The following is a 23,024-nucleotide window of genomic DNA, read 5'->3' on the forward strand; positions in this document are numbered from 1 at the left end:
GGACATCAGGAAGCCAGAACCGCCCGCGCCGCCGCCGCATCGGCGTCGATCTGAGCCTTCAATGCTTCCAACCCCTCGAAGCTTTCTTCGCCGCGCAGCCAGGCGATCAGGTCGGTCTCGAGGGTCTGGCCGTAAAGGTCGCCGTCGAAGTCGAACAGCCAGACCTCCAAGAGCGGGGTCTCCAGCGCATACATGGGCCGCACGCCCAGGCTGGCGACGCCGTCAACCAGCCGGCCGTCAGGCAGGCGGCTGCGGGTCGCATAGACGCCGTAGGCCGGACGCATGTAGTCGCCCAAGGCGATATTGGCGGTCGGCACGCCGATGGTGCGCCCGCGCTTGTCGCCGTGGATCACCTCGCCCTGGATGGCGAAGGGGCGGCCCAGTATGGCGGCGGCCCGGTCCATGTCTCCGGCCTTAAGGGCCTCGCGCACGGCGCTGGACGACAGTTTCAGCCCGTCGGCGTCGTCCAGGCGTTCGGCCACCGAGACCGTGAAGCCCAGCCGCTCGCCATAGGCCCGCAGCGCCTCGGGCGAGCCGGACCGCCCCTTGCCGAAGGTGAAGTCGAAGCCGACGGCGGCGTGTCGCACGCCCAGACCCTGGGCCAGCACCTGTTCGGCGAAGTCGGCGTCGCTCATGCCCGCCATCTCGCCGTCGAAAGGGAGCAGATACAGGATGTCGACCCCCAGAGGCGCCAGAGCCCGCGCCATCTGGTCGGCGGTCATCAGGCGAAAGGGCGCGGCCTCGGGCTGGAACCAGCGGCGCGGATGGGGATCGAAACTGACCACGCCCAGCGGGGCGCCCAGCCGTTCGGCGGCGGCCTTGGCCCCTGCAATGACCGCCTGGTGCCCGCGATGCACGCCGTCGAAGGCGCCGACCGCGACCGACGCGCCCCTCAGGGCTTCCGGCAGGTCGCGCCAGTCGCGCCAAATACGCGTACTCCGCATCAGCGCTGGGACGGTTTGCGCCGGCGCGGAACGCGAACCACGGCGATCCCGTCCATGATCATCGTCTCGCCGACGAAGCCTTCGCAGCTCAGCTTGACCCGCGCGCTCTCGGCCTCGACCTCGATCACGGTGATCCGGATACGGACCACATCGTCGATCCGCACCGGCTGATGGAAGGCCAGGGTCTGGGAGATGTAGATCGACCCCGCCCCCGGCAGGATGGTGCCGACCACGGCCGAGCCGAAGGAGGCGCTGAGCAGGCCGTGGGCGATGCGACCGCGGTAGGCGGTCTTGGAGGCGAAGGCCTCGTCCAGATGCACCGGGTTGAAATCGTCGGACGCCTCGGCGAACAGCCGAATCCGGTCCTCCGTCGCCACGACGATTTTTTCGGCCGCCATGCCGATGTGAAGCTCGTCCAGGATGTAGCCGCCGGACGGATGTTGCTGAACCAATTCGACCATGGATCAGGCTTTAGCGGCGGTGCGACAAAATGGCGAGCCTTACCAGGCCAGTTCGAGCGCGGCGTATCGCGCATATGTTGTTTCAGCCTTCAGAAGTTCGCCGGCGCGGGCGGGGTCGAGGCTTCCGTTCTCGCCCCTGGCCTGGTCGCCGTGGATCCCTTGCGCGATGAACAGGCAGTCCAGGCCTTGCGCATTGGCCCCCATGACGTCGGTCACGACCCCGTCGCCGATGCACAGGACGCGCGACCGGTCCACGGGCCGTCCCAGCAGACGTTCCGCCTCTCTCAAGGCCAGGTCGTAGATGGGGCCGAAAGGCTTTCCGGCCATGACGACCCGGCCGCCCAAGGCCTCATAGAGGTCGGCCAAGGCCCCGCCGCAATAGATCAGCTGATCGCCGCGCTGGACCACCCGATCCGGATTGGCGCAGATCAGCTCCAGATCCCGCGCCGCGCCGACAGCCAGTCGTTCACGATAGTCCTCCGGCGTCTCCACCGTGTCGTCGACCGGGCCGGTGACGGAGATGAAGGCGGCGTCCTCGGCGCTGTCGGTCCGGGCCAGGTTCAGACCGGCGTACAGGGGAGCGTCGCGTTCGGGCCCGACGATCCAGGCCGGGCCGGGGGCGCGCTTGGCCAGTTCGGCGCGGGTCGCGTCGCCCGAGGTGACGAAGGCCTTCCACGCCTCACGCGGCACGCCCAGACCGTCCAGCTGGGCGACGACGTCAGAAGCCGGACGCGGCGAGTTGGAGATCAGCACCACATGGCCGCCCTGGGCGTTGAACCGGGTCAGGGCCTCGCACGGACCCGCCCAGCTCTCCCGTCCATTGTGGATCACCCCCCAGACGTCGCACAGCAGGATGTCGTAGTCGCCGGCGACGGCTTCGAGATGGGGCAGGGCGTGGGGGAGGGTCATGGGCGCTGAGTAGCTGCTCCGACGGGCTGACGAAAGTCTCCTCCCCATGAAATGGGGAGGGGGACCGCAAAGCGGTGGAGCGGCTCTTGACACCGCAGAGGCGCCTGGGGTGCGGAAAGAACCCCTCCGTCACGGCGCGGAAGGCGCGCCGCGCCACCTCCCCATGTCATGGGGAGGTGATAGACATGGGGCGATCAGCTGAACCGGCGACGCTGCTCCGCCGTGCGCAGAGTCGAGCGCATGAAGTCGGCCGGAGGGTCGGTCTCGGCCAGCACCTGTTCCTTGATGGCGCGGGGTTCGCCGAACAGATGGCCCTGGCCCATGGCGACATCCAGTTCGAGGATGTCGACGACCTGACGTTCCGCCTCGACCTTTTCAGCGATCACCTCGACGCCGTAGCGGCGGGTCAGGGCGGCGAAGTCCGCCGCCTGAATGTCGGGCATGGAGCGCAAGGGCGCCCCGCCGTCCAGGTCCAGCAGTTGTTCGATCAGCAGATCGGCCGCCACCTTGATGAACTTCACGTCCGAGCGCTGCAGATCGGCGAAGTCCAGGTCCAGGGTCTGGACCTTGTCCAGCGAAAAGCGGAAGCCCAGGTCCGCCAGTTTGGCCATGTTGCGAGCCTCGACCGCGCCGCGCGCGTCGAAGGTCGCCTGACCCAGTTCGAAGATCAGGGCCTGGTTCAGGTCGCGGTTCTCGTTCAGGAAGTCCAGGAAGCGCGGGAAGAAGGTCTCGTCGCCCAGGGACGTCAGGGCGACGTTGCAGAAGACCCCGACCTTGCGGTCATGGCGCGACAACCGGCGCACGATCTGGGCGCAGCGGAACAGCAGCAGATTGTCGATCGCGGGCACCAGGCCCTCGCCCTCCGCCAGGGACAGATACTCCGCCGGCATCATCACCCGATCGGAGGCGTCGCGCAGGCGGGTGAAGCTCTCGTAGAAGAGGGTGCGGCGTTGCGGCAGGGAGACGACGGGCTGGAGATAGAGATCGACCCGCCCCTGGCTAAGCGCCTCGTGGATGGTCCGCAGCAGAACGTTGGACTGGGCCTGGCGGCGGCCTTCAAAGGTCTCGACGCCCAGATTGGGCGCGCTGGCCAGACGCTGGTCGATGCTGTCGCTCATCTGCTGGACCAGGGTCTCCAGCATCCGAACCTCGCCGGTCAGGGCGTCAGTGTCCGACAAGGCGCCGCTTTCGATTGCCTGGGCCAGTTCGGTCAGGGCGCCCTGGGTCGATTCCATCGCATCGGCCAGCAGCCGATGCGCCTCGCGCACCTGGTCGATTTCCTTCTTCAGAGCGCGGCGCGCCGCCATGCCGGTGACGATGCCGTGGAAGGCGCCCAACAGGCCCAGCGCCCCGATCGCCCCCGCCACGCCTGCGCCGGCGCCCAAACCCGCACGCCACAGGAAGGCCCCCACGGTCATGCCGAGGAACAGATAGGCGAAGTAGAGAAAGCCCGTGGTCAGGTTGCGCATCGGCTGGCGGTGGCCACTCCCGGATGGAATCGCCTGAGTATCAGGCTATCAATGGCGTTCGGCTAGAGCCGGGCTGCAAATAGCCCGGCGAAACTCAAGGGAAACGCAATGGAACTGTTCGATCTCACCGGCAAGGTCGCCATCATCACCGGCTCATCGCGCGGCATCGGCAAGGCCATAGCCGAGCGTCTGGCCGAACACGGCGCCCGGGTCGTCATATCCTCGCGCAAGGCCGGACCCTGCGATGAGGCCGCCGCCGAGATCAACGCAAAGTACGGAGCCGGCCGCGCCATCGCGGTTCCGGCCAACATCGCCTCCAAGGAAGACCTGCAACGGCTGGTCGATGAAACCAACGCCGCCTTCGGCCGAATCGACATCCTGGTCTGCAACGCCGCGACCAATCCCTACGCCGGGCCGATGGCCGGGATCGCCGACGAGCAGTTCGAAAAGATCCTTCAGAACAACGTCATCTCCAACCATTGGCTGATCCAGATGGTCGCCCCCCAGATGGTGGAGCGCAAGGACGGCGCCATCCTGGTGATCTCCTCGATCGGAGGCCTGCGCGGCAACGCCCTGATCGGCGCCTACAACATCTCCAAGGCCGCCGACATGCAGCTGGTGCGCAATCTCGCCGTGGAGTGGGGGCCGTCCAATGTGCGCGTCAACTGCATTGCGCCGGGCCTGGTCCAGACCGACTTCGCCAAATATCTGTGGGAGAATCCGGAGCTGCTGAAGACCGTCACTGAGCCGGCGCCGCTGAAAAGGATCGGCCAGCCCGATGAAATCGCGGGCACGGCGGTCTATCTGTGCAGCCCTGCTTCGGCCTATGTGACCGGACAGACCCTGGTGGTGGACGGCGGATTGACGATTGCCTGGTGAAGACACGCGCGCAGACGGCCCAAGGGGCGGTCGCGCCACAGATTGGAAGCAGGACGTCATCTGGCGCCTAGAGGCCGTCGGCTTTCAGGCCCTGTTCGCCTTCCTGCGCCTTTTGGGCGTCGAGCGGGCCTCGGCCCTGGGGGGCTGGTTGCTGAGGACCCTGGGGCCGCTGACCGGTACGCAGAAGACGGTAATGCGAAATCTGCGCATCGCCTTTCCCGAGATGCCGCCGGATCGTCGCGAGGCCCTGGCGCGCGAACAGTGGGACCGCACGGGCCGCACCTTCGCCGAACTGGCGGTGATGGATCAGCTGACCCCGGCCGGTGGGCGGGTCGAGGTGGTGGGGATGGAGCGGCTGCACGCTCTGCGCGACAGCGGGCGCCCCGCAGTCCTGATCTCGGGCCATCTGGCCAATTTCGAAGTCATGGCGGCGGTCATCATGGCCTCGGGCGTGCCGTGCCAAGTCACCTATCGCGCCGCCAACAATCCCTATGTCGACGCCCAGATCCGCAAGAGCCGAGAGCGTTACGGCATCCGGCTGTTCGCGCCCAAGGGGGACGGGACGCGCGATCTGATGGCCGGGATGAAGCGGGGCGATTCCATCGCCCTGCTGGTCGACCAGAAATACAATCAGGGGCCGGAGGTCGAGTTTTTCGGTCAGCCCGTCAACGCCTCGCCGGGCGCGGCGCGGCTGGCCCTGAAGTTCGGAACCGTGATGCAGCCGCTGTCGGTGGTGCGGCTGCCTGGGGCGCGCTTTCGCGTGACCGCCCATGAGCCGATCACAGTGCGTGAAACCGAAGACAAGGCCGCCGCCGTCCTGGCCGGAATCCAGGCCGCCAACCGCTTCGTCGAAGACCGGGTGCGCGAAGTTCCCGAAGACTGGTTCTGGGTCCACAAACGGTGGCCCGACCGGGTTTACGCCGCGTTGGAAGCGGCCGCCCCGTCGGCGGAACGGCGGAACGGGCCGCAGTAGTCGTCGGCCTCGCGGCGACGGCGGCAGGGTCCGAAATAGGTGGCGGTCTTCACGAACGGACGGGGTCGGAAGATGACGGCGTTGATCCGGTCCAGAATGGCCTTGGCCGTGATCGGCTTGACCAGAAACTCGGTGACCCCGGCGTCGCGGGCGGCGTAGACGCGGTGCTTCTCGGCATGGCCGCTCATCATGATGATGGGCAGATAGATGTTGGCGCTGTCGGGGCGGTTCCGGACCCGCCGGGTGAACTCGACCCCGTCCATCGGGAACATGTTGTAATCGACCAGAGCCAGGTCGATGGGCTGACGGCGCAAAACCTCGAAGGCTTCCGCCCCGTCGCCGGCCTCATACACCCGGTGGATGTCGGCGGAATGCAGGACGGCCGCTGCGATGGTGCGCATGTGCTGATTGTCATCGACCAGCAGCACATTCAGCGATTGAAGATGCGGCATTCGGCCTCCCGCCTAGCACGAAGGCGCAATATAAGGGATTTCCCTTAGGCAGGCAAGCGGCCGCGAATCAGGCCAGGCGCTCGGGCGGCCGGGCGCCGATCAGAAGCGAGGGGTCCAGGTTGCGCTCGCGCCATTTCAAGCGCCAGCACAGGTGCGGGCCGGTCGCGCGGCCGCTCATGCCGACCCGCCCCATCGGATCGCCGCGACGAACGGTCTGACCGGCCGCGACGTCGATCTGCGACTGGTGAAGATAGGCGCTGATCAGCCCCTGACCATGATCGATCAGGGTCAGACCGCCCTCGAAATGCATGTCGGGCCGGGTGAAGATCACGCGGCCGTCGGCCGGCGCCCGGATGACGGTTCCGATCGGCGCGGCCAGATCGACGCCGTAATGGGGCCGCGCGGGCGTGCCGTTCAAAACGCGCTGGGCGCCCCAGGCGCTGGAGACGCGATAGGTCTCCAGCGGCCAGACGAAGCCGTCGCGGAAGTCGTCCGTATCAGCCCGGCTGGCGAAGGCCTCGGTCTTGACCAGGACCTCCTGGCGAATGCGCTCCAGCAGGGCCGGATCGCTGGGCTCGACCGTGGCCGGCGGCAGGCCGTCGATCCGTGTCGAGGGGAAGTCATAGGGGGCCACGGCGATGCGGCGTCGGGTGGATTGCGCGCCGTCGCGGGCTTCGATGTCCACCTCTGCGGCGGCGTCTCGGTCAAAGCCCACGATGAACAGGCCGTCGGCGGAGGCGGTGCTCAGGGCCTCTCCATCCACGAAAATCAGGGCGCGCGACGCCGTGCGACCCAGGGCGTAGCCGCCTTGTCGCCAGGCGCCGTTCATCGCCAGGGGCAGGGCGGACGGCGTCTCGCCGCGCGCGGCGGCGCCCAGGCCGCGGGGCGTCGCAACCGCAGCGGCCAGGCCCAGCAGCAGGGGCCGGCGGCCGATCATTCAGGCTGCATCCGGGCGATGAACTCGGCTGGGCCGAAATAGGCTTCCTGCCGGCTGGGGCTCCAGTACCGCAGCACCTCCAGGGGAATGGGCTTCTCCGTCACGGCGCAGCGCACGAAACGGCCGGGCTTCAGCACTGCGAACTCCCCGTCGCCGTAGTGAAGCACCGCCTGGGCTGAAAGGGGCTCGTCCATGGCCGCAGTTAACGACGATCCCGAGCGCCCGCCAAGAGGCGTCGGCTCAGGCGGTGGCCGGATTCGATGCGGCCTTTTCCGCCGCGTGGTCTATCGCCGCCTGTTTGGCCTCGGGCGAGCCGGCGACGGGCGGGCGGGGCCGCCCTCCCATCCGATCCGTCAGCAGGAAGACGAAGGGGTTCAGCGAGATCGACAGCAGGGCCGCCGCCAGGATCAGATCGTGGGTCTCTCGGCTCATGGCCCCCAGATAGACGCCCAAGGCCGCCAGGATGAAGGAGAATTCGCCGATCTGGGCCAGGGAGGCCGCGACGGTCAGGCCGGTCGAGCGATCCAGCCTGAAGCCGTGGGTGATGACCAGGGCCGCCAGCGACTTGCCGACGATGACGATGGCCAGGACGCCCAGAACCGCCAGCGGATCGCGCACCAGGATCATCGGGTCAAACAGCATGCCCACCGAGACGAAGAACAGGACGGCGAAGGCGTCCCGCAGGGGCAGGGACCGTTCGGCCGCATTATGCCCAAGGGGAGAGGCGTTCATGACCAGCCCGGCGAGGAAGGCGCCGAGGGCGAACGAATGGAACAGATAATAGGCCAGCCAGGCGATGCCCAGAGCGATCGCCAGGACGCCCAGGGTGAAGAGTTCGCGCGACCGGGTATGGGCGATCCGCACCAGGAGCCAGGGGATCAGACGCCCGCCGACCACCAGCATGCCGGCGACGAACAGGCCTACCTTCAACAGGGTCCAGCCGATGTTCATGCCCAGGGCGCCCAGGTCGGCCTGGGTTCCGGCCGGGACGAGGATCATCGGCAGCATGACCAGGGCGATGACGATCACCATGTCCTCGACGATCAGCCAGCCGACGGCGATCCGCCCGATTTCGCCCTTGACCTGTTTGCGCTCTTCCAGCGCCCGCAGCAGAACGACGGTGGAGGCGACCGAAAGGGAGAAGCCCATCAGCAGGGCCTCGACGTCGCCGAGGCCCAACAAGGTCCGGCCCAGGACCCAGCCCAGGGCGGTGGCGGCGGCGATCTGGACTAGGGCGCCGGGCACGGCGACCTTGCGCACCTGCATCAAATCCTTGGGCGAAAAATGCAGACCGACTCCAAACATCAGCAGGATCACGCCGATCTCGGCCAACTGGGGCGCCAGTTCCAGATCGGCGACGAACCCCGCCGTATAGGGACCGACGACGATCCCCGCGACCAGATAGCCGACCAGAGGCGACAGTTTCAGACGATTGGCCAACATGCCGAACACGAAGGCGAGGACGAAGCCTCCGACCAGGGTGAGAATCAGGCTGTCGGCATGCGTCATCGGGGCTCCTGCGAAGGGGAAGGGCGCGCTGTTCGGAGACGTCGCAGTTGGTGGCCGCAGGCCGCTTTTTCAAGATGACGCAGTGTCGCGTTCAGACCTTCCCCCGCTTGCGGGGGGAGCAGCAGGTCGAGGCGCACAGCAATACGCTTGACGATGGGGGAGGTCTTCCTTCAGGCGACACCTCCCCCTCCGAGCCTGGTCCGCTGCGCGGACGCCGGCCCACCTCCTCCGCAGGCGGGGGAGGGTCTTGAGGTCAGCGTCGCGTCTGGTCCCAGTACCGGACCGCATCGGCGTCGCGCGCCGACAGGTCGGGGTAGTCGGGGTCGGAGCCGACGTCGGGGACGCGCCGCCAGGAGCGGGCGCATTTGGGATAGTCGGCCAGGTTCACGGTCACGGCCAGGGCCTCGCCTTCGACCAGTTCAGCGCCAGAGGTGCGGAAAATCTCGGCCGCGTCCAGGCCGTCGAACGGGGCGAAGGTCCCGGCCGGGGCCGTTACGGTGGGCCAGGCGTCCAGCGCCCCGCCGATCCGCTTGTCGCGACGGGCGGCCTCCAGGGATTCGTTGACGACTTCCAGGACGGTGTTGATCTTCGCCCACCGAGCCGCCTCGGCCGCATTCTCCCACTCCGCCGGCGTTTCCGGCATCACCCGCAGGCAGTTGCTTCCACCTTCCGGGAACCGCGTGGTCCAGGCCTCTTCCATCGTGAAGGGCGTCAGCGGCGAGAGCCAGGCGGTCAGGCGGGCGAACACCTCGACCATCACCGTGCGGGCGGCCCGGCGGCGCAGGGCGTCGGGGCGGTCGCAGTACAGGCTGTCCTTCCTGATGTCGAAATACAGGGCCGACAGGTCGTTGGAGCAGAACTCCAGCACGGGGCGCACCACGTCCTGGAATCGGTATTCGGCGTAGGCCTGGCGCACATGGGCGTCCAGCTCCCACAGGCGGTGCAGGATGAACGTCTCCAGCGGCGGGAACTGGTCGTAGTCGGTCAGCCGCTCGGCCTCGTCGAAGTCGGCCAAGGCGCCCAGCAGATAGCGGACCGTGTTCCTCAGCTTGCGATAGGCGTCGACCGTGGTCTGCAGGATCTGTTTGCCGATCCGCTGATCCTCGGAATAGTCGACCAGAGCCACCCACAGGCGCAGGATGTCGGCGCCGCTCTCCTTGATGATGGTCAGGGGATCGGTCGTATTGCCCTTGGACTTGGACATCTTCTCCCCCTTCTCGTCGAGGGTGAAGCCGTGGGTCAGGACCGCCTTGAACGGGGCGCGGCCACGGGTGCCGCAACCTTCCAGCAGCGACGACTGGAACCAGCCGCGGTGCTGGTCCGACCCTTCCAGATAGAGGTCGGCCGGCCAATGCGCCGGGCGGTCGCCCGTATAGCCGTGCTCGGGCAGGCGCGGATCCAGGGTGAAGGCGTGGGTCGAACCGGAGTCGAACCAGACGTCCAGAATGTCCTCGACCTTTTCGTAGCGGGCCGGGTCGTGAGCGCCCAGGAAGTCGCTGTCCGGCGCGGTGAACCAGATGTCGGCGCCGTGTTCGGCCACGGCCGCGACGATGCGGGCGTCGACCTCGGGATCATGCAGGGGCTGGCCGGTCTGTTTGTCGATGAACATGGCGAGCGGCGTGCCCCAGGCGCGCTGGCGGCTGACCAGCCAGTCGGGACGCCCCTCGACCATCGACCGGATGCGGTTCTTGCCCGCCGCCGGGTGGAAGGCGGTGTCGTCGATGGCGTTCAACGCCGTTTCGCGCAGGGTGTCGCCGCTCTTCAAGGGCTGGTCCATGCGGATGAACCACTGCGGCGTATTGCGGAAGATGATCGGCGCCTTGGACCGCCAAGAGTGCGGATAGGAATGCTCCAGCCGCCCGCGCGCCAAGAGATTGCCGGCCTCGATCAGCTTCTCCATCACCGCCCCGTTGGCGGGACCGAACTTGCCGGTCTTCTTGCCCTCGGTCTCCAGAACCTTCAGCCCGGCGAACAGGGGGACGTGAGGGTAATAGGCGCCGTCCGGATCGACCGTATCCGGCACCTCGTGATGACCGTGGGCCTTCCACACCTCGAAGTCGTCGGCGCCGTGGCCCGGCGCCGTGTGGACAAAGCCCGTACCGGCGTCGTCGGTCACATGGTCGCCGGCCAGCAGGGGCACGGAGAAGCCGTAGCCGCTGTCGAGCGCGGCCAGCGGGTGGGCGCATTCCAGGCCCGATGGATTGATGTCGTAGACGCGGGTCCAGGCGGCGATCTTGGCGGCCTTGAACACGTCTTCCGCCAGCTTGTCGGCGACGATCAGACGGTCGCCCGGCTTGGCCCAGGGCGCGAACTCCAGACCCTCTTCCATGGCCGTGACCTCGTACAGGCCGTAGGCGATCTCGGGGCCGTAGCTGATCGCGCGGTTGGCCGGGATGGTCCAGGGGGTGGTGGTCCAGATCACGACCGAGGGCGTGCCGCTGCGGAAGGACAGCAGATCGTCGGGGTGGTCGTCGGATGCGCCCGTGACCGGGAACTTGACCCAGATCGTCGGCGACACATGGTCGTGGTACTCGATCTCGGCGTCGGCAAGCGCCGTGCGCTCGACCGGCGACCACATGACGGGCTTGGATCCGCGATACAGCTGGCCCGAGTTCTTGAACTTGTGGAACTCGGCGACGATAGCCGCTTCCGACTTGAAGTCCATGGTGGCGTAGCGGTTGGCGAAGTCGCCGACGGCGCCCAGGCGCAGGAACTGCTCCTTCTGCAGGTCGATGTATTTGCCGGCGTAGTCGCGGCAGGCGGCGCGGAACTCGTCCTTGGACACCTCGTCCTTGCGGCGGCCCTTGGCGCGGAACTGTTCCTCGATCTTCCACTCGATCGGCAGGCCGTGGCAGTCCCAGCCGGGGACGTAGTCGACGTCATAGCCCAGCAGGAAACGGCTGCGGACCACGAAATCCTTCAGCGTCTTGTTCAGCGCATGGCCGATGTGGATGTCGCCGTTGGCGTAGGGCGGGCCGTCGTGCAGGACGAACAGGGGCGCGTTCTGCTTCTGCCGCTCGGCGCGCAGGGCGCCGTACAGGTCGCCCCACTGCTCCAGGATCGCCGGCTCCTTCTGCGGCAGGCCGCCCCGCATGGGGAAGGGCGTTTCGGGCAGGAAGACGGTGTCGCGATAGTCGCGGCCGGAGGGGGTGTCGGTGGTGTCGGTGGCGTCGGCCATGGGTCGTCTCGGCGTCGTGGGGTGAGCGTTCGCTGTCTTCGTTCGCCCTATCGCGCTGCTGAGGGCGGTCGTTCCCGGCGTGCACGGGGCCAAGGGCCCAGAGGCGCTACGCCGGGCGGCTAATCGAAATCAGGCGAATGAGGACGCGGACGGTCATTGTGGAGGCGGTCTAGCAGACGGATGCGGCATTGCGCCATCCCGAACACCGCCGCGTCTCAACGGAAACGAAAGGCTTTTGCCGTCTTGGTTAAGTTTGGATCGTCCGGAAGTCTGTTCGGGCGAGATGAGAATTCGTTCGGGAGTCCCGCCGATGCGGCAGCGGATCAGGAATTGGATGCTGGGTCTGGCGGCCGGCGCGGCCATGCTGGGCGTCGCCGGCGCGGCTGCCGCCCAGAGCTGCGGCCAACCGGCCTGCGAGCCGCCGCCGCCGCCCTGCTGCGAGCCGCCGCCGCCCCCGCCCCCGCCCTCTTGCGGAGACGGCGGTTCCTGCGGCGAGGGCGGGGGCCACTGGTCGTCCAACACCAATGTCAATGTGAACGTCAATGTGAACGCCGGTGCGTCCGCCAACGCCGGCGCCAACGCAAACGCTGGCGCGCGGGCCTATATCAACGCGCGAGCCGGCGGGTTCGCGGGCGGCTATGGCTACGGGGGGGGCGGCGGTGCGGCTTATGTGACCGTGGACCAACCCTATCCGACCACCATTCAGGGCCTGGCCGTCGAGGGTCTGGCCCAGACGGTGCGGACGCCCTTCACCGCCTATCGCCGGATGATGAAGCGCGTGGTGATCCAGGCCGTCTGTATCGACGATCGCCAGGTGCCGCATCCCGCCTCTCAGGTGAAGCCGGACCGCGAGATCGCCGACGGCTATGAGGGCGAAATCTACCGCTGCCTGGCCGGCACCTGGCTTCAGGCGACGATCGCCGACTATGAGGGTGAGATCAAATTCGACCACGGCGCGACCCTGACCTGCAACAAGCACGAGGCCCTGTGGTTCGGCGGCGAAGGTCGGCTGGAATGCCGCCCCGAAAAGCCCGAGCGCGACTGCAACGAGCGCTCCCTGCTGCGTCGCTACGGCGCCGGGGTGAAGATCCTGACCATGTATCGCGAGGAAGAATACACCGAATACCGCGAAGAGGTGCAGAGCGCGACGGTCGTCACCGGCGCCATCACCCTGGACGGCGGCGTCGGCGGCCGGGTCTTCTGAACCGGAGCTGACACGCCCCGTTCAGCCTCGGCTCAGACGCCGCGTGCGAGATATGGGGGCGTCGACGTCTCCGTCGATGATCCTGAAAACTGCCCTGAAAAGGGTTCGGCCCCGGCTCTTTGGAACCGGGGCCGTTTTTCTTACTGGGCCAGCTTGTCCGACACGACCTCGGCGCGCCAGGCCGTGTCCGGCTTCAGATACTGCTGCGCCAGCCGTTGCAGGTCGGCTGCCGTGACGGCTTCCAGTACCGCGATATTGTTGCGGGTCTGGTCCAGCGAGGCGGGGTCCGACTGGGCCTCGGACAGCTGGGTCAGCCAATAGCCGTTGTCGGCCATGCTGCGGCGCAAACGCTCCAGCGCCGGGCGGCGGGCGCGGTTCAGTTCGTCCTCACCGATCGGATTGTCGCGCAGATCGGCGGCGATGGCGTCCACGGCGGTGAACAGTTTCGGCAGGGACGCCGGCGCCGTCTCGGCCGCTACGACCATATAGCCGTAGCCGGGGAAGACATCGGAGGTGCTGGAGCCGGCGTTGGGCGAATAGGCCAGACCCTGCTTCTCGCGGATGTCTTCGTTGAGCCGCAGCTGCAGCACCGCCGACAGCAGGGACAGCCGGCGCGAGGTGGTGCGGTCGCCGATCTGGTCGGTCGTCGGCCAGGCCACGACGCCCAGGGCCTGTTCGGCCTGGCCGGTGTGGGTCAGCCGGACCGGGGTCGCCGTCGGCGCGGGGAAGCGCCGTTCGGCCGAACCGGCCGGCGGCGTCGGCGCCGCCCCGCGGGCGGGCAGGGCGCCGAAGGTCGAGCCCACGGCCGCGATCACCGCATCCACGTCCACATCGCCGACGACGGTGATCTCGACCGGGCCGGAGGCCAGGGCGGCCTTGATCTGCTCGCGCAGCGGCTCGATCTGAACCGACTGGAACTCCTCGACCGTCGGCGTGGCGGCGCGCTTGTCGCCCCCGGCAAGGATCGCGCCGCCCTTCACCGCAAAGGCGCCGCCGGGGGTGGCCGTCAGCTGCTCCAGGGTTTGGGGATAGGCCGCCTGGGCGCGCTGCAGCGGGGCGGGGCGCAGGCCCGGATCGGTCAGGAAGGCGGTCAGCACCTGAAGCTCCAGCGCCAGATCTTCAGGCCGGGTCGAGCCGCTGAAGACATAGCCGTCTTCGCCCTGGCTGACCGAGGTGTTGATCACATGACCCGCCAGGACCCGATCCGCCTCATCCACCGTCAGCTTGCCCAGGCCGCCGGCGTTCAGCACCGTATCGGCCAGGGACAGGGGCGAGAAGCGGTCTGTCGGCAGCCCCAGGGAGCCGATGCCGGTCTTGGCCCTGATCAGAATCTGATCGTCGCGGAAGTCGGTCTTCTTGATGTTCAGCAGCGTGCCGTTGGGGAAGCGCACCAGCACGGCCCCCAGGTCCGACACCTCGGTGCGCGAAGACGGGGCCGCCGCCGCGCCGAAGTCGGCGTAGGGCCATTCCAGGGCCGCCTGATCGGCCGGAGCCGCCACAGGCACCTGACGCGACGCCTCCAGGGCGGCCGTGACGGCGGCCTCGCCGCCCTCGACCGGGACCGGGCTGGTGAAGAGCACCAGCGGCCCCTGGCCTTCGAATACCGGGCGGACGGCGGCGTCTACCTGTTCAGGCGTCAGGTCGGCCACGATCCGTTCGAACTGGTCCAGGCTCTGCTGGGGCGCGGTGAAGACCGTGTCGCTGTTGACGGCGTTCAGCAGGGCGCCGGCCAGGGCGGGGGTGGAGCGGGTCGCTGCGGTGGCGACGGCGTTCTGAAGCGAGGTGCGGTATTCGGTGATCTCGCGCTGAAGTTCAGGCGCGGTCACCCCGTATTGGGTCAGGCGGCGCGCCTCCTGTTCGACGGTCTCCAGGGCGCGCTTCCACTGGCCCGGGGTGAAGCTGACCGACAGGACGCCGGCGTCCAGGCTGTCGAACAGCGACTGATAGCCGGCGCCGGCGCCGAGGAAGGGCGGATTGTCGGCCCGCGCCATCTCGCCCAGCCGTCGGTTCAGCACGGCTAAGCCCAGGCTGCGGCGAATGTCCTCGGCCCGCTCGTTGAAGCTGTCGGGGTCCAGGACCGGCGCCTTGATCCAGTTGATTTGGATCGACGACTGCACGCCCGGCTCCACAATGATGCTGGTCTGGGGCTGGCGCGGCTGCACCTGGCCCAGGTCGGGCTCGGGCCCGTCCGCCGCCTTGGGCGTCCAGTCGGCGAAGGCGCCGCGCACCTTGGCCTCCATGGCGTCCAGGTCGAAGTCGCCCACGGCGATGAAGGTCGCCCGCGACGGGCGATAGTAGGCCTCATAGAAGTCCACGAAGCGCTCGCGCGGCGCGGTGCGGATCACCTCCAGGTCGCCGATCGGCAGGCGTTGCGACAGGCGCTGACCCGGCGCCAGGAGGGCCAGCTGGGTCTTCAGCACCCGCATCTGCGGGCTGTTGCGGCTGCGTTCCTCGCCCTCGATCACGCCGCGCTCGGCGTCGATGGAGTCCGACGCCATCAGGGCGTCGCCCATCATCTGCCGCATGACCCGCAGCGACGTATCCACCGTCTCGTCCTGGGTGTTGGGCAGCTCCAACATATAGGCGGTCTGGTCGAAGCTGGTGAAGGCGTTGGTGTCGGCGCCGAAGGCCAGGCCCAGTCGCTCCAGGATCCGCAGCATCTCATTCTCGGGGATGTCCTTGGTCCCGTTGAAGGCCATATGCTCCATGAAGTGGGCCAGCCCCTTCTGGTCGTCGCGCTCCATCAGGGAGCCCGCGTCGATCCGCAGCCGGAACGACGCCTGGCCGGGCGGGGTAGCGTTGTGCATCAGGGCGTAGCGCATTCCGTTCGGCAACAGGCCGTAGCGCACCGCCGGATCGGCCGGAACGTCGCTGGCGGACTGGGCCCAAGGATCGGACGGCGCGACCTGTCCTTCCACCTGAACGGCGGCGGGGGAAGCCGCCAGAGCCAGGGCGGGAACACTGAAGGCCCCCGCAGACAGAGCCAACCCGGAGGCTGCCAGCAGCAGCAGACGACGCGCAGAACGCATGAACTCACTCCCAACGCCGCAACCCCCGACGGAGCGGCTTTTGTCCGCAGTAGGGGAGCGTGGGGGCGAGGGCAAGGCGACCTTTTGCACCGCCCGACGCCCCCTCCGGGGTCGAAGGCGCTTTGCAAGCGGTGAATTTGAAGAGGGAATCCGTTCGAGGACTAGCGCCAGCCTTCGTCGCGGGCGCGCGCCTCAGTGACGGCGTCGGCGGAGGGACCGGCGATCAGGGCATCGACCGCGCTAAGGACGGCGGCGGGGGTGTCGGACGAGGCCGTGCGGACTTCGCCGGTTGGACTCGACAGGGGCGCCAGGGCCTGGACGGTCCAGCCGTCCGACCGGCGACAGGCCAGGCCCGCCAGCCCGTCGTCTCGAGCCTGGAACGTGCGGCACCAGCGGCCCTCGCCGTCCTGGAAGGTCAGACCGACGGCCCGACCGGCGTTGTCCGCCCCCTCTGACGCGAGGCGGCGATCCAAGACCTTGACCAGATCCCTGTCGGCAAGGACGCCGTCCTCGGCGACACGGATGCCGGAGCCGCTGTTCAGGCCCGGCCCTATCAGCACCCCGGCGACGAAGGCCGCCGCAGCCAGACCGCCCCAGATCGGCGCCTGGCGCGGCGCGAGGGCTTGGGACAACCAGGCTTTCAAACCCGCCAACGGCGCTGCGCGGACGTGGCCGCCATTGGCGATCAGGCGCGACAGATCACGGTCGCGGGGATCGACCTGGACCAGAAAGGCCGCCTGCGTCGCCGCGCGCAACCGTCGCGCCGTCGCCATCCGTTCGGCCAGGGCGGAGTCGGTCCGGGCCGCCGCTTCCAGCCGTGCGACCGCATCGGGCGCCAGTTCGCCGTCGGTCCAACGCATCAGGGTTTCATCGTCGATGTTCATCCCGTCACTCCCTGCTCGGCCAACGTCTGCATCAAGGTCTGACGGCCGCGCACCAGACGGCTGGTCAGGGTGCCGGCGGGCACGCCCAAAACCTGGGCCGCCTCGGCGTAGGACAGGCCCTCGACCAGGACGAGGGCGACCGCATGTTTCTGATCCTCGGGCAGGGCGTGGATGGCGTCGCGCACCAGCCGGGCGTCGGCGCGCAGACCTTCGTCCGCCTGGGCGGCGTCGGGCACACGGGCCGTGGCCTCGTCCTCGGGCGTCAGGACCCGGCCCCAGCGCTGGCGTGCGCGACCGTCGTCTATGGCGATCCGTCTCATGATGGTGAAGGTCCAACTGTCCAGCCGCGTGCCGGTCTTGAAACCGCGCCGCGACGCCAGGGCGCGTTCCACCGTCTGTTGCACCAAATCCTGCGCGTCTGCGTCGTGGGGGCGGAGGATGCGGGCGAATCGGCGCAGGCGCGGCAGAAGCTCCACCAGCCCCGTCTGAAAATCGTCCACGTGTCGTCCTTTTCCATGCGGGATGAAACGAACGAGCCCAGGCGTTTCATCCATGGCATATCGAGAACGGAACGCCGCCCGACGCAAGGACGAAGTGGCGCGGGGCCGGAAGGAGTGGATGATGCGGTGGAAACGGACCTTGGCGTTGATCGGCCTGGCGGCGCTGGGGCTGACGCCGCTGATCACCGCTGCACCGGCCCAGGCCCAGATCGGATCTTTGCCGGTTCCCACAATTCCGGGCGTGGGGCAAAGTCTGCCGGATCGTCTGCCTGACCGTCTGACGGAGCGGCTGCCGGGTCTGGACGAGGTTGATCGCCTGGGACGCCAGGGGATCGATCAAGCCCTGAGGGCGCCGGCGCGTCTGACGCAACTCGTGCGGCGTTCCAACGGGGCGCTGGAGGCAGACCCCCAGGGCTGGCCCGTGGTGCGTGGCGAGATCGTGGCCCTGGACCTGTCGCCCGCCGCCCGCGCTCTGGCGACGAGCGCAGGTTTCACCGTTCTGCGGGAGGAGCGGCTTGAGGCTCTTGAACTGACCAGCCTGGTCCTTTCCCCGCCGCGCGGCCTGTCCCTTGCGCGGGCTGTCGCGCGTTTGAAGAGATTGGACCCACAGGCTGACGTGACCTTCAACCATATCCACGACACGGCCGGCGCCGTGTCATCGGAGGAGGGCGGGCTCGCGAAGCAATCCTCAAGCGCTGGTGGAGACGCCGGCCCTAAGCTGGGTCTGATCGACACCGGCGTCGAGGCGACCCATCCGGCTCTCGTCGGATCGCAGGTCGTGCAGCGGGGTTTCGCCGGGCCGCCGCGCATGGGCGCGCATGGCTTGGCCGTCGCCTCCTTGATGGTCGGGCGCAGCGGCCCGTTCGCTGGCGGCGCGCCGGGCGCCGATCTGCGCGTCGCCGACATCTATGGCGGCCAAGCGGAGGGCGGCTCATCGACCGCCCTGGCCCAGGCCCTGGCCTGGATGATCGAACAGAGGGTCGGGGTGGTGAACGTCAGCCTGGTCGGCCCGCGCAACGCCTTGGTCGAACGCGCGATCCAGCGGGCCCAGGCGCGGGGTCTGACGGTGGTGGCGGCGGTGGGCAATGACGGCCCGGCCGCCCCGCCGCTTTATCCCGCCGCCTATGACGGGGTGATCGGCGTCACGGCCGTGAACGCCCGCGACCAGGTTCTGCCGGAGGCGGCGCGCGGCCCCCAGGTCGCCTTCGCCGCTCCGGGCGCCGACATGGCCGCCGCGGCGCCCGCCGGCCGCTGGACCAGCGTGCGGGGAACCTCCTTCGCCGCCCCCATCGTGGCTGGACTTGTAGCGCGCCAGGGTCAGGCCGCCTTGGCGCGCAGCGCCGCCGACTTGGGGGCGCGCGGCCGCGACGCCGTCTACGGCCAGGGCTTGGTGGGCGTCGGATCTCGCGCGGCGCCGCAGACGATGGGTGCGCGCGGACGGCTGGCTCGATAAAATATCGAAGGGTCGGGATGAAATCTCGACGGCCGGTCGTTGGACACTGCGAGGGCGAGATGCCCGAGACATGCAGGAGATTGACGATGAAGAAGACCCTGATGACCGCGACCGTCGCTTTCGGCCTGGCTCTGGCCGGCGCATCGCAAGCTCAGGTCCTGGGCGGTTCCGGCGGCCTGACCGGTGGTTTGGCCGGCGGCCTGGGCGGCCAGGTCGGAAGCATGACCGGCGGCCAGATCGGTGGCGCCGGCTCTCTGACCGGAGGCGTGTCGGGCGCGATCGACGGTTCGCGCATTCGTGACGGCGTCGCCTCGACCACCAATCAGACCCTGACCCGCGCCGAGCGCCGCGCTCAGCAGGCTCAGGCCCGCGCCGCCGCAACCGCCGAACGCAACCGCGCCAGGGCTGAGAATGCTGCGGTGAACACCCGTGACCGCGTCGCTTCGACCGCCGCCTCCACCCAGGGGCGGGCCCAAGGCGCGCTGAACGGAACCGTCAACGGCGTCGCCAACGCTGCGAGCCCCGCCCAAGGCGAAGGCCAAGCTCAGGGTTCGGCCCTGTTGAACAGCGCCCTGTCCAGCAGCGGCGGCTCCGCCTCGGGCTCGGGGCAAGGCCAGGCCCAGACCCAAACACCCACGCGCCGCGCCTCAGCTGACGCTGACGCCAATGGGTCGGCGTCTGCGAACCGCAACGGCGCCTCGGCCTCGGTCGGCGTTTCGGCTGGCGGCAGCGTTCGTCCGAACTGAGTTGACGACCGATAGATGTTAAGAAGGGCCCCGTCGGTTCAGCCGGCGGGGCCCTTTTGGCGAGAAGCCTGATCTCGGACCTTATGCGCTCAACCGCCCGGTCGGCTGACGTAGAAGGTCGCGCTGTTGCCCACGGCGGTGGCGCCGACGACGGCGGCGCGGCCGGCGCCGATCGTCGCACTGGTCGTGGCGGTGACATTGGCGTCATTGGTCTGGCTGTTCGTCACGTGAACCTCGCCGCCGCACTGGGAACAGGCGTACCCCGTCACGCTGTTGCCGACGGCTTCGGCGCCGACATAGGCGTCATAGCCGCTGACGCCCGTATAGGTCGCGGTCGCCTCGACCCCGCCGGTGTTCAGCTGGGTGTTGTCCAGCTCCAGATATATGTCCTGGTTGCCGGCGACGGTCTCGTTGGCCACTGCGCGGGCGGCGACGGTGGTCTGACCTTGTAGATTGGTCTGGGCCTGGGCGACGGCGCGGATCCGGCCTTGGTTGGTCTGGTCGGTCGTTGCGACCAAGGAGCCGCCGGCGTTCGACAGGACGATCCGGTTGCCCCCGGCGCCGGCCCGGGCGGCCAGGTTCCAGGCGTTGTCGACATAGACGTCGGTACGGGCCTCGATGGTCGACGGGGCGTTGGCCTGGCGCACCGTCAAATCCTGGTGCGAGGCGCCGTCGGTCGAGGCCTGGACCAGGTTGGCTGCCGCATGGGCAGAAAATTCGGCGGGGGCGGGGATGTATTGAACATCGGCGACGGTCTCGGCCAGGACGGGGGTTTGAGCTGACTGGTCTAGGGCGCCGGTGATCGAGGCGGACGATCCGCTGAGCGCGATATGATTGGCCGCCGCCGTGGTGGCGACGGCGGCGCCGTCTTCGATATGGGCGGTCGGCGCCCGCACGGCGGTGCGGGCCGTGACGGACGGACCCGTCATGGTCTGGCGCGCGGTCAGGTCGGCGGCCGCCTGATCGACGCCTCCGACCAGAAGATTGCCCGCAACGTCATTGGTCACCTGAAGCTGGCCCACGGCCACGTCCAGGTTCACCGCGCCGGTGACCTCGCCGGTCATCGTCTGGGTGCTGGTGCAGGTGGAGCCGGTCTGGGCGTCGCAGACCGGCGCTTGCTGGGCCCTCGTCTCAGTAGCGAGAGCGGCGAACGTCGCCGTCGCGGCGATCATGCCAGCGAGACGGATCGGCGCGAGTCTGGCCATTGTTCGTCTCCGTAGTGGGATAGGCCGGGTAATAGCCGCCGGTGGGACCGACGGTGGAATCGCCGAGCGGGTCGTTGGCGGCGTTGAGGCAGATTTCGGGGCCGGGGGCGCCGTAAAGATTGGCCATGAACTCGACCGTGGCCCGTTCGACCAGGGCGCGGACGGCCAGTTGCACCGGCTCCATCCCGCCGGACCCGGCCGAGATGTCGAAGACATTGCCGTTCAGGAAGTCGAACACGCCCGCCGAGATCTCGCGGCCGATGATTTGCTTTTGATAGGAGACCACGTCCACGACCTCCAGGGTCGTGGTCTGAACCAGCCGCAGATCCATGGCGATGTTCATCACATAGGTGCGGTGGGTGGCGATGCCGGAACCGGGCCGGTCGCTGTCCACCTCGCCCACGGCGGCGTCGAATCCGCCCGAGCGGATGTTGTAGTTTACCTCGGTGATGCCGCCGACGATGTAGAAGTCCGAACCCGGCACCTGGCCGGCCAGGATGCGGCGGTACTGGGTGTCTTCCGGCCCCTGGGCTTCGGGCGTGGCGTCGCCGATCAGCTTGTTGTTGGCGTAGCGCAGCTCAAGCTCCGACACCGAGGTGTCGTAACGTTCGACGATCCGCGCGCCGGCCTTGGCGAGGGCCGAGTTGGCCATCAGCGAGGCGCCGCCGGTGATCTGGCGCCCGCCGTCGGAGGAGACGGTGCCCGTATAGTCGCTGATCCGCCCCACGGCCATGCGCGGCGAGGGCAGATTATAGCGGCGGGCGTAGTCGGCCAGGCAGTAGAGGGCGGTCGAATAGGGGGTTGGGTTGGCGGTGACCGGCGCATTGCCGATCGGCGTCGCATACTGGCCCGACGGCCCTGCGACCGGACTGACGCAGCCGGCCAGCAGCAGGGCGGCCGCAATCGACGCAGCGCCGGTGCGAATGAAGACAGGTCGGCTCATGGCAGGGTGAGGCTTCCGTTCAGAGCCGTGCCGGCGGTGACGTCGCCGTTGTTGGTCTGTTTCGAATTGACGATGACGGTGTTGTGGCTGCCCTGAACCACCACGTTCAGTTGATTGCCGACGGCGGTCGAGCCGCCGATGGCCGCGCCCCCGCTGCTCGATGCGCCGGCGCCGGCATAGGCCGAGGCTACGCCGCCGGATTGGCTGGAATAGGAGGAGGCGCCGGACTGGATCAGACCGTTGACGATGATGCGGTTGCCGTTGGCGTCGCGTGTCGAGCCGGTCGCTGCAGCCTGGGTGGCGCTTCGCGCCGCCCCATAGCCTTGTTGAAAGCGCGCCACGCCGGCCGAGCCCGTGGTCTGGGCGGCCGCCAGCGTCGGGACCGCCAGGACGACCGCAAGCGCCATCGTCAGGGGGGCGATCGGCCTCTGGACCGGCATGGGGACTCCTTGCGCGTCGACGAACCAAGGGATCGAACCGCGATCCACCCGCTAAACTGGGTTAAGGTTATTAAGAAGCGCTTGAGATCGGCGAAATCGTCACCCATTGAAAACCATGTCCGAACCTGACGATCGATTCGACGGCCCCTCGCATTCAGATCCGCCCAAATCAGAGGCTGTATTCAACGCGCCCCTGTCGGTGGTCGTGGTCGCCCTGTCCATGCCGGTGCTGTTCTTCTTTCAGCGCCAATTGCCCGACATGGGCGCCAGCATGGCCTTTGCGCCGATCGACCTGCAGAACGGCCGTTGGGGCGGGCTGTTCACCGCCATGCTGCTGCACGGTGGATGGGCCCACGCCCTGATGAATGCGGTCGGCGCCCTGGCCTTCGGCGCGCCGGTCGCGCGGCTTTTTGGCGAACGCTTCGGATCGAGCGTCTTTCTGCTCTTCTATATAGGGTGTGGCGTCATCGCGGCCCTGGGCTACGGGCTGGTGCATTGGGGATCTTCCGATCCGATGGTGGGAGCGTCGGGCGCCGTCTTTGGGCTGATCGGCGGGGCGACCCGACTGATGGGAGCGCCACAGGGCTGGAGGGGCGGCAGAGTCCTCAGCCTGTTGGACCGGCGTGTGATCGCGGCTTCCATCGCCTGGATGGCGGTCAACGCCGTGACCGGCCTGATCGGCTATGCCCCCGGCGCCGACGGCGCGCGAATCGCCTGGGAGGCCCATGCCTTCGGCTTCTTCGCCGGCCTTTTGGCGATCGGACCCCTGGGACGCGCTTTCGGAACGACGTCGCACGCGGGACGCTCAGGCGGCGCCGATTCGGCCATTTGATTCCCCGGCGTCCCTGAGCGATCATCGGTCCGAGCGGCCCTGTCGCCATCCCGGCCCTGCGGTCGTCTCCTAACAGA

At 68.4% G+C, this 23,024-nt stretch carries 21 protein-coding genes; 6 read left to right on the top strand and 15 right to left on the bottom strand.

Features of this window, described 5'->3' with window-relative positions; all coding sequences use genetic code 11:
• Positions 1–5: 5 nt before the first annotated feature.
• The 4 genes from ACZ5M6_RS06560 to tipF all read right to left on the bottom strand — a co-directional run bounded on the left by ACZ5M6_RS06560 (position 6) and on the right by tipF (position 3,783).
• A complete protein-coding gene (locus tag ACZ5M6_RS06560; protein WP_333896189.1) occupies positions 6–944 on the bottom strand; it encodes a bifunctional riboflavin kinase/FAD synthetase in 939 nt (312 codons plus the stop codon).
• Positions 944–1,405 (bottom strand): MaoC family dehydratase, encoded by a 462-nt coding sequence (locus ACZ5M6_RS06565; protein WP_152949699.1) that lies wholly within the window; start codon positions 1,403–1,405, stop codon positions 944–946. Before ACZ5M6_RS06565 ends, ACZ5M6_RS06560 begins: the two co-directional genes overlap by 1 nt.
• Positions 1,406–1,444: 39 nt before the next feature.
• Positions 1,445–2,314 carry a TIGR01459 family HAD-type hydrolase gene (locus ACZ5M6_RS06570; protein ID WP_395941933.1) on the bottom strand — a complete coding sequence of 290 codons (870 nt, stop codon included), beginning with the start codon at positions 2,312–2,314 and terminating at the stop codon, positions 1,445–1,447.
• 194 nt (positions 2,315–2,508) lie between these two features.
• Positions 2,509–3,783: a flagella assembly cyclic-di-GMP phosphodiesterase TipF gene (gene tipF / locus ACZ5M6_RS06575; RefSeq protein WP_464159965.1), complete on the bottom strand. Its 1,275-nt coding sequence runs from the start codon at positions 3,781–3,783 to the stop codon at positions 2,509–2,511.
• A 108-nt stretch (positions 3,784–3,891) separates the two neighbouring features.
• Between tipF and ACZ5M6_RS06580 the strand changes: the two genes are divergently transcribed.
• Both ACZ5M6_RS06580 and ACZ5M6_RS06585 read left to right on the top strand, forming a co-directional pair.
• Entirely contained in the window at positions 3,892–4,662 is a 771-nt protein-coding gene (locus tag ACZ5M6_RS06580) for an SDR family NAD(P)-dependent oxidoreductase (protein WP_183216963.1), read from the top strand.
• Complete coding sequence (locus ACZ5M6_RS06585) at positions 4,652–5,635, top strand: lysophospholipid acyltransferase family protein (protein WP_054764995.1); 984 nt, start codon at positions 4,652–4,654, stop codon at positions 5,633–5,635. The genes ACZ5M6_RS06580 and ACZ5M6_RS06585 overlap by 11 nt, the downstream gene beginning before the upstream one ends.
• On the opposite strand, the gene ACZ5M6_RS06590 is transcribed toward ACZ5M6_RS06585, so the two are convergent.
• From ACZ5M6_RS06590 to ileS, 5 genes are all read right to left on the bottom strand, one after another.
• Positions 5,578–6,087 (bottom strand): response regulator, encoded by a 510-nt coding sequence (locus ACZ5M6_RS06590; protein ID WP_054764996.1) that lies wholly within the window; start codon positions 6,085–6,087, stop codon positions 5,578–5,580. The genes ACZ5M6_RS06585 and ACZ5M6_RS06590 overlap by 58 nt on opposite strands.
• Positions 6,088–6,154: 67 nt before the next feature.
• Positions 6,155–7,024 carry a M23 family metallopeptidase gene (locus ACZ5M6_RS06595; RefSeq protein WP_464159966.1) on the bottom strand — a complete coding sequence of 290 codons (870 nt, stop codon included), beginning with the start codon at positions 7,022–7,024 and terminating at the stop codon, positions 6,155–6,157.
• A complete protein-coding gene (locus tag ACZ5M6_RS06600) occupies positions 7,021–7,218 on the bottom strand; it encodes a DUF2093 domain-containing protein (protein WP_152949704.1) in 198 nt (65 codons plus the stop codon). Before ACZ5M6_RS06600 ends, ACZ5M6_RS06595 begins: the two co-directional genes overlap by 4 nt.
• A gap of 46 nt (positions 7,219–7,264) precedes the next feature.
• A complete protein-coding gene (locus ACZ5M6_RS06605) occupies positions 7,265–8,533 on the bottom strand; it encodes a cation:proton antiporter domain-containing protein (protein ID WP_054764999.1) in 1,269 nt (422 codons plus the stop codon).
• A 253-nt stretch (positions 8,534–8,786) separates the two neighbouring features.
• Positions 8,787–11,711, bottom strand: coding sequence for an isoleucine--tRNA ligase (gene ileS, locus ACZ5M6_RS06610; protein WP_464159967.1), 2,925 nt, complete (start codon positions 11,709–11,711; stop codon positions 8,787–8,789).
• Positions 11,712–12,021: 310 nt separating this feature from the next.
• On the opposite strand from ileS, the gene ACZ5M6_RS06615 reads away from it, so the two are divergent.
• On the top strand, positions 12,022–12,915 hold the full coding sequence (locus ACZ5M6_RS06615; protein WP_464159968.1) for a hypothetical protein: 894 nt from the start codon (positions 12,022–12,024) through the stop codon (positions 12,913–12,915).
• 140 nt (positions 12,916–13,055) lie between these two features.
• Here ACZ5M6_RS06615 and ACZ5M6_RS06620 read toward each other — a convergent pair whose 3' ends face one another.
• The 3 genes from ACZ5M6_RS06620 to ACZ5M6_RS06630 form a co-directional block, all read right to left on the bottom strand.
• Positions 13,056–15,944 (bottom strand): M16 family metallopeptidase, encoded by a 2,889-nt coding sequence (locus ACZ5M6_RS06620; protein WP_464159969.1) that lies wholly within the window; start codon positions 15,942–15,944, stop codon positions 13,056–13,058.
• Between the two features lie 161 nt (positions 15,945–16,105).
• On the bottom strand, positions 16,106–16,828 hold the full coding sequence (locus ACZ5M6_RS06625; RefSeq protein WP_182715110.1) for an anti-sigma factor family protein: 723 nt from the start codon (positions 16,826–16,828) through the stop codon (positions 16,106–16,108).
• Entirely contained in the window at positions 16,825–17,328 is a 504-nt protein-coding gene (locus tag ACZ5M6_RS06630) for an RNA polymerase sigma factor (protein ID WP_224764463.1), read from the bottom strand. The genes ACZ5M6_RS06625 and ACZ5M6_RS06630 overlap by 4 nt, the downstream gene beginning before the upstream one ends.
• A 52-nt stretch (positions 17,329–17,380) precedes the next feature.
• On the opposite strand from ACZ5M6_RS06630, the gene ACZ5M6_RS06635 reads away from it, so the two are divergent.
• Positions 17,381–18,781, top strand: a complete 1,401-nt coding sequence (locus ACZ5M6_RS06635; RefSeq protein WP_464159970.1) for a S8 family serine peptidase — start codon at positions 17,381–17,383, stop codon at positions 18,779–18,781.
• An 86-nt stretch (positions 18,782–18,867) separates the two neighbouring features.
• A complete protein-coding gene (locus ACZ5M6_RS06640) occupies positions 18,868–19,527 on the top strand; it encodes a hypothetical protein (RefSeq protein ID WP_182715112.1) in 660 nt (219 codons plus the stop codon).
• Positions 19,528–19,616: 89 nt separating this feature from the next.
• Here ACZ5M6_RS06640 and hfaD read toward each other — a convergent pair whose 3' ends face one another.
• The 3 genes from hfaD to hfaA are packed head-to-tail and all read right to left on the bottom strand — an operon-like array spanning position 19,617 to position 22,115.
• Positions 19,617–20,732 carry a holdfast anchor protein HfaD gene (hfaD, locus tag ACZ5M6_RS06645; RefSeq protein WP_321208175.1) on the bottom strand — a complete coding sequence of 372 codons (1,116 nt, stop codon included), beginning with the start codon at positions 20,730–20,732 and terminating at the stop codon, positions 19,617–19,619.
• A complete protein-coding gene (hfaB, locus tag ACZ5M6_RS06650) occupies positions 20,659–21,675 on the bottom strand; it encodes a holdfast anchoring protein HfaB (protein WP_182715113.1) in 1,017 nt (338 codons plus the stop codon). Before hfaB ends, hfaD begins: the two co-directional genes overlap by 74 nt.
• A complete protein-coding gene (gene hfaA / locus ACZ5M6_RS06655; RefSeq protein WP_152949709.1) occupies positions 21,672–22,115 on the bottom strand; it encodes a holdfast anchoring protein HfaA in 444 nt (147 codons plus the stop codon). Before hfaA ends, hfaB begins: the two co-directional genes overlap by 4 nt.
• A 115-nt stretch (positions 22,116–22,230) precedes the next feature.
• Between hfaA and ACZ5M6_RS06660 the strand changes: the two genes are divergently transcribed.
• Positions 22,231–22,947, top strand: coding sequence for a rhomboid family intramembrane serine protease (locus tag ACZ5M6_RS06660; protein ID WP_464159971.1), 717 nt, complete (start codon positions 22,231–22,233; stop codon positions 22,945–22,947).
• The last annotated feature ends 77 nt before the right edge of the window (positions 22,948–23,024 follow it).

Source organism: Brevundimonas sp. Br13 (assembly GCF_055391505.1).

Excerpts from the sequence above, each read along its gene's own strand:
- ACZ5M6_RS06560 (WP_333896189.1), bottom strand. The coding sequence starts at position 944 with ATGCGGAGTACGCGTATTTGGCGCGACTGGCGCGACCTGCCGGAAGCC.
- ACZ5M6_RS06565 (WP_152949699.1), bottom strand. The coding sequence starts at position 1,405 with ATGGTCGAATTGGTTCAGCAACATCCGTCCGGCGGCTACATCCTGGAC.
- ACZ5M6_RS06570 (WP_395941933.1), bottom strand. The coding sequence starts at position 2,314 with ATGACCCTCCCCCACGCCCTGCCCCATCTCGAAGCCGTCGCCGGCGAC.
- tipF (WP_464159965.1), bottom strand. The coding sequence starts at position 3,783 with ATGCGCAACCTGACCACGGGCTTTCTCTACTTCGCCTATCTGTTCCTC.
- ACZ5M6_RS06580 (WP_183216963.1), top strand. The coding sequence starts at position 3,892 with ATGGAACTGTTCGATCTCACCGGCAAGGTCGCCATCATCACCGGCTCA.
- ACZ5M6_RS06590 (WP_054764996.1), bottom strand. The coding sequence starts at position 6,087 with ATGCCGCATCTTCAATCGCTGAATGTGCTGCTGGTCGATGACAATCAG.
- ACZ5M6_RS06595 (WP_464159966.1), bottom strand. The coding sequence starts at position 7,024 with ATGATCGGCCGCCGGCCCCTGCTGCTGGGCCTGGCCGCTGCGGTTGCG.
- ACZ5M6_RS06600 (WP_152949704.1), bottom strand. The coding sequence starts at position 7,218 with ATGGACGAGCCCCTTTCAGCCCAGGCGGTGCTTCACTACGGCGACGGG.
- ACZ5M6_RS06605 (WP_054764999.1), bottom strand. The coding sequence starts at position 8,533 with ATGACGCATGCCGACAGCCTGATTCTCACCCTGGTCGGAGGCTTCGTC.
- ileS (WP_464159967.1), bottom strand. The coding sequence starts at position 11,711 with ATGGCCGACGCCACCGACACCACCGACACCCCCTCCGGCCGCGACTAT.
- ACZ5M6_RS06615 (WP_464159968.1), top strand. The coding sequence starts at position 12,022 with ATGCGGCAGCGGATCAGGAATTGGATGCTGGGTCTGGCGGCCGGCGCG.
- ACZ5M6_RS06620 (WP_464159969.1), bottom strand. The coding sequence starts at position 15,944 with ATGCGTTCTGCGCGTCGTCTGCTGCTGCTGGCAGCCTCCGGGTTGGCT.
- ACZ5M6_RS06625 (WP_182715110.1), bottom strand. The coding sequence starts at position 16,828 with ATGAACATCGACGATGAAACCCTGATGCGTTGGACCGACGGCGAACTG.
- ACZ5M6_RS06635 (WP_464159970.1), top strand. The coding sequence starts at position 17,381 with ATGGCATATCGAGAACGGAACGCCGCCCGACGCAAGGACGAAGTGGCG.
- ACZ5M6_RS06640 (WP_182715112.1), top strand. The coding sequence starts at position 18,868 with ATGAAGAAGACCCTGATGACCGCGACCGTCGCTTTCGGCCTGGCTCTG.
- hfaD (WP_321208175.1), bottom strand. The coding sequence starts at position 20,732 with ATGGCCAGACTCGCGCCGATCCGTCTCGCTGGCATGATCGCCGCGACG.
- hfaB (WP_182715113.1), bottom strand. The coding sequence starts at position 21,675 with ATGAGCCGACCTGTCTTCATTCGCACCGGCGCTGCGTCGATTGCGGCC.
- hfaA (WP_152949709.1), bottom strand. The coding sequence starts at position 22,115 with ATGCCGGTCCAGAGGCCGATCGCCCCCCTGACGATGGCGCTTGCGGTC.
- ACZ5M6_RS06660 (WP_464159971.1), top strand. The coding sequence starts at position 22,231 with ATGTCCGAACCTGACGATCGATTCGACGGCCCCTCGCATTCAGATCCG.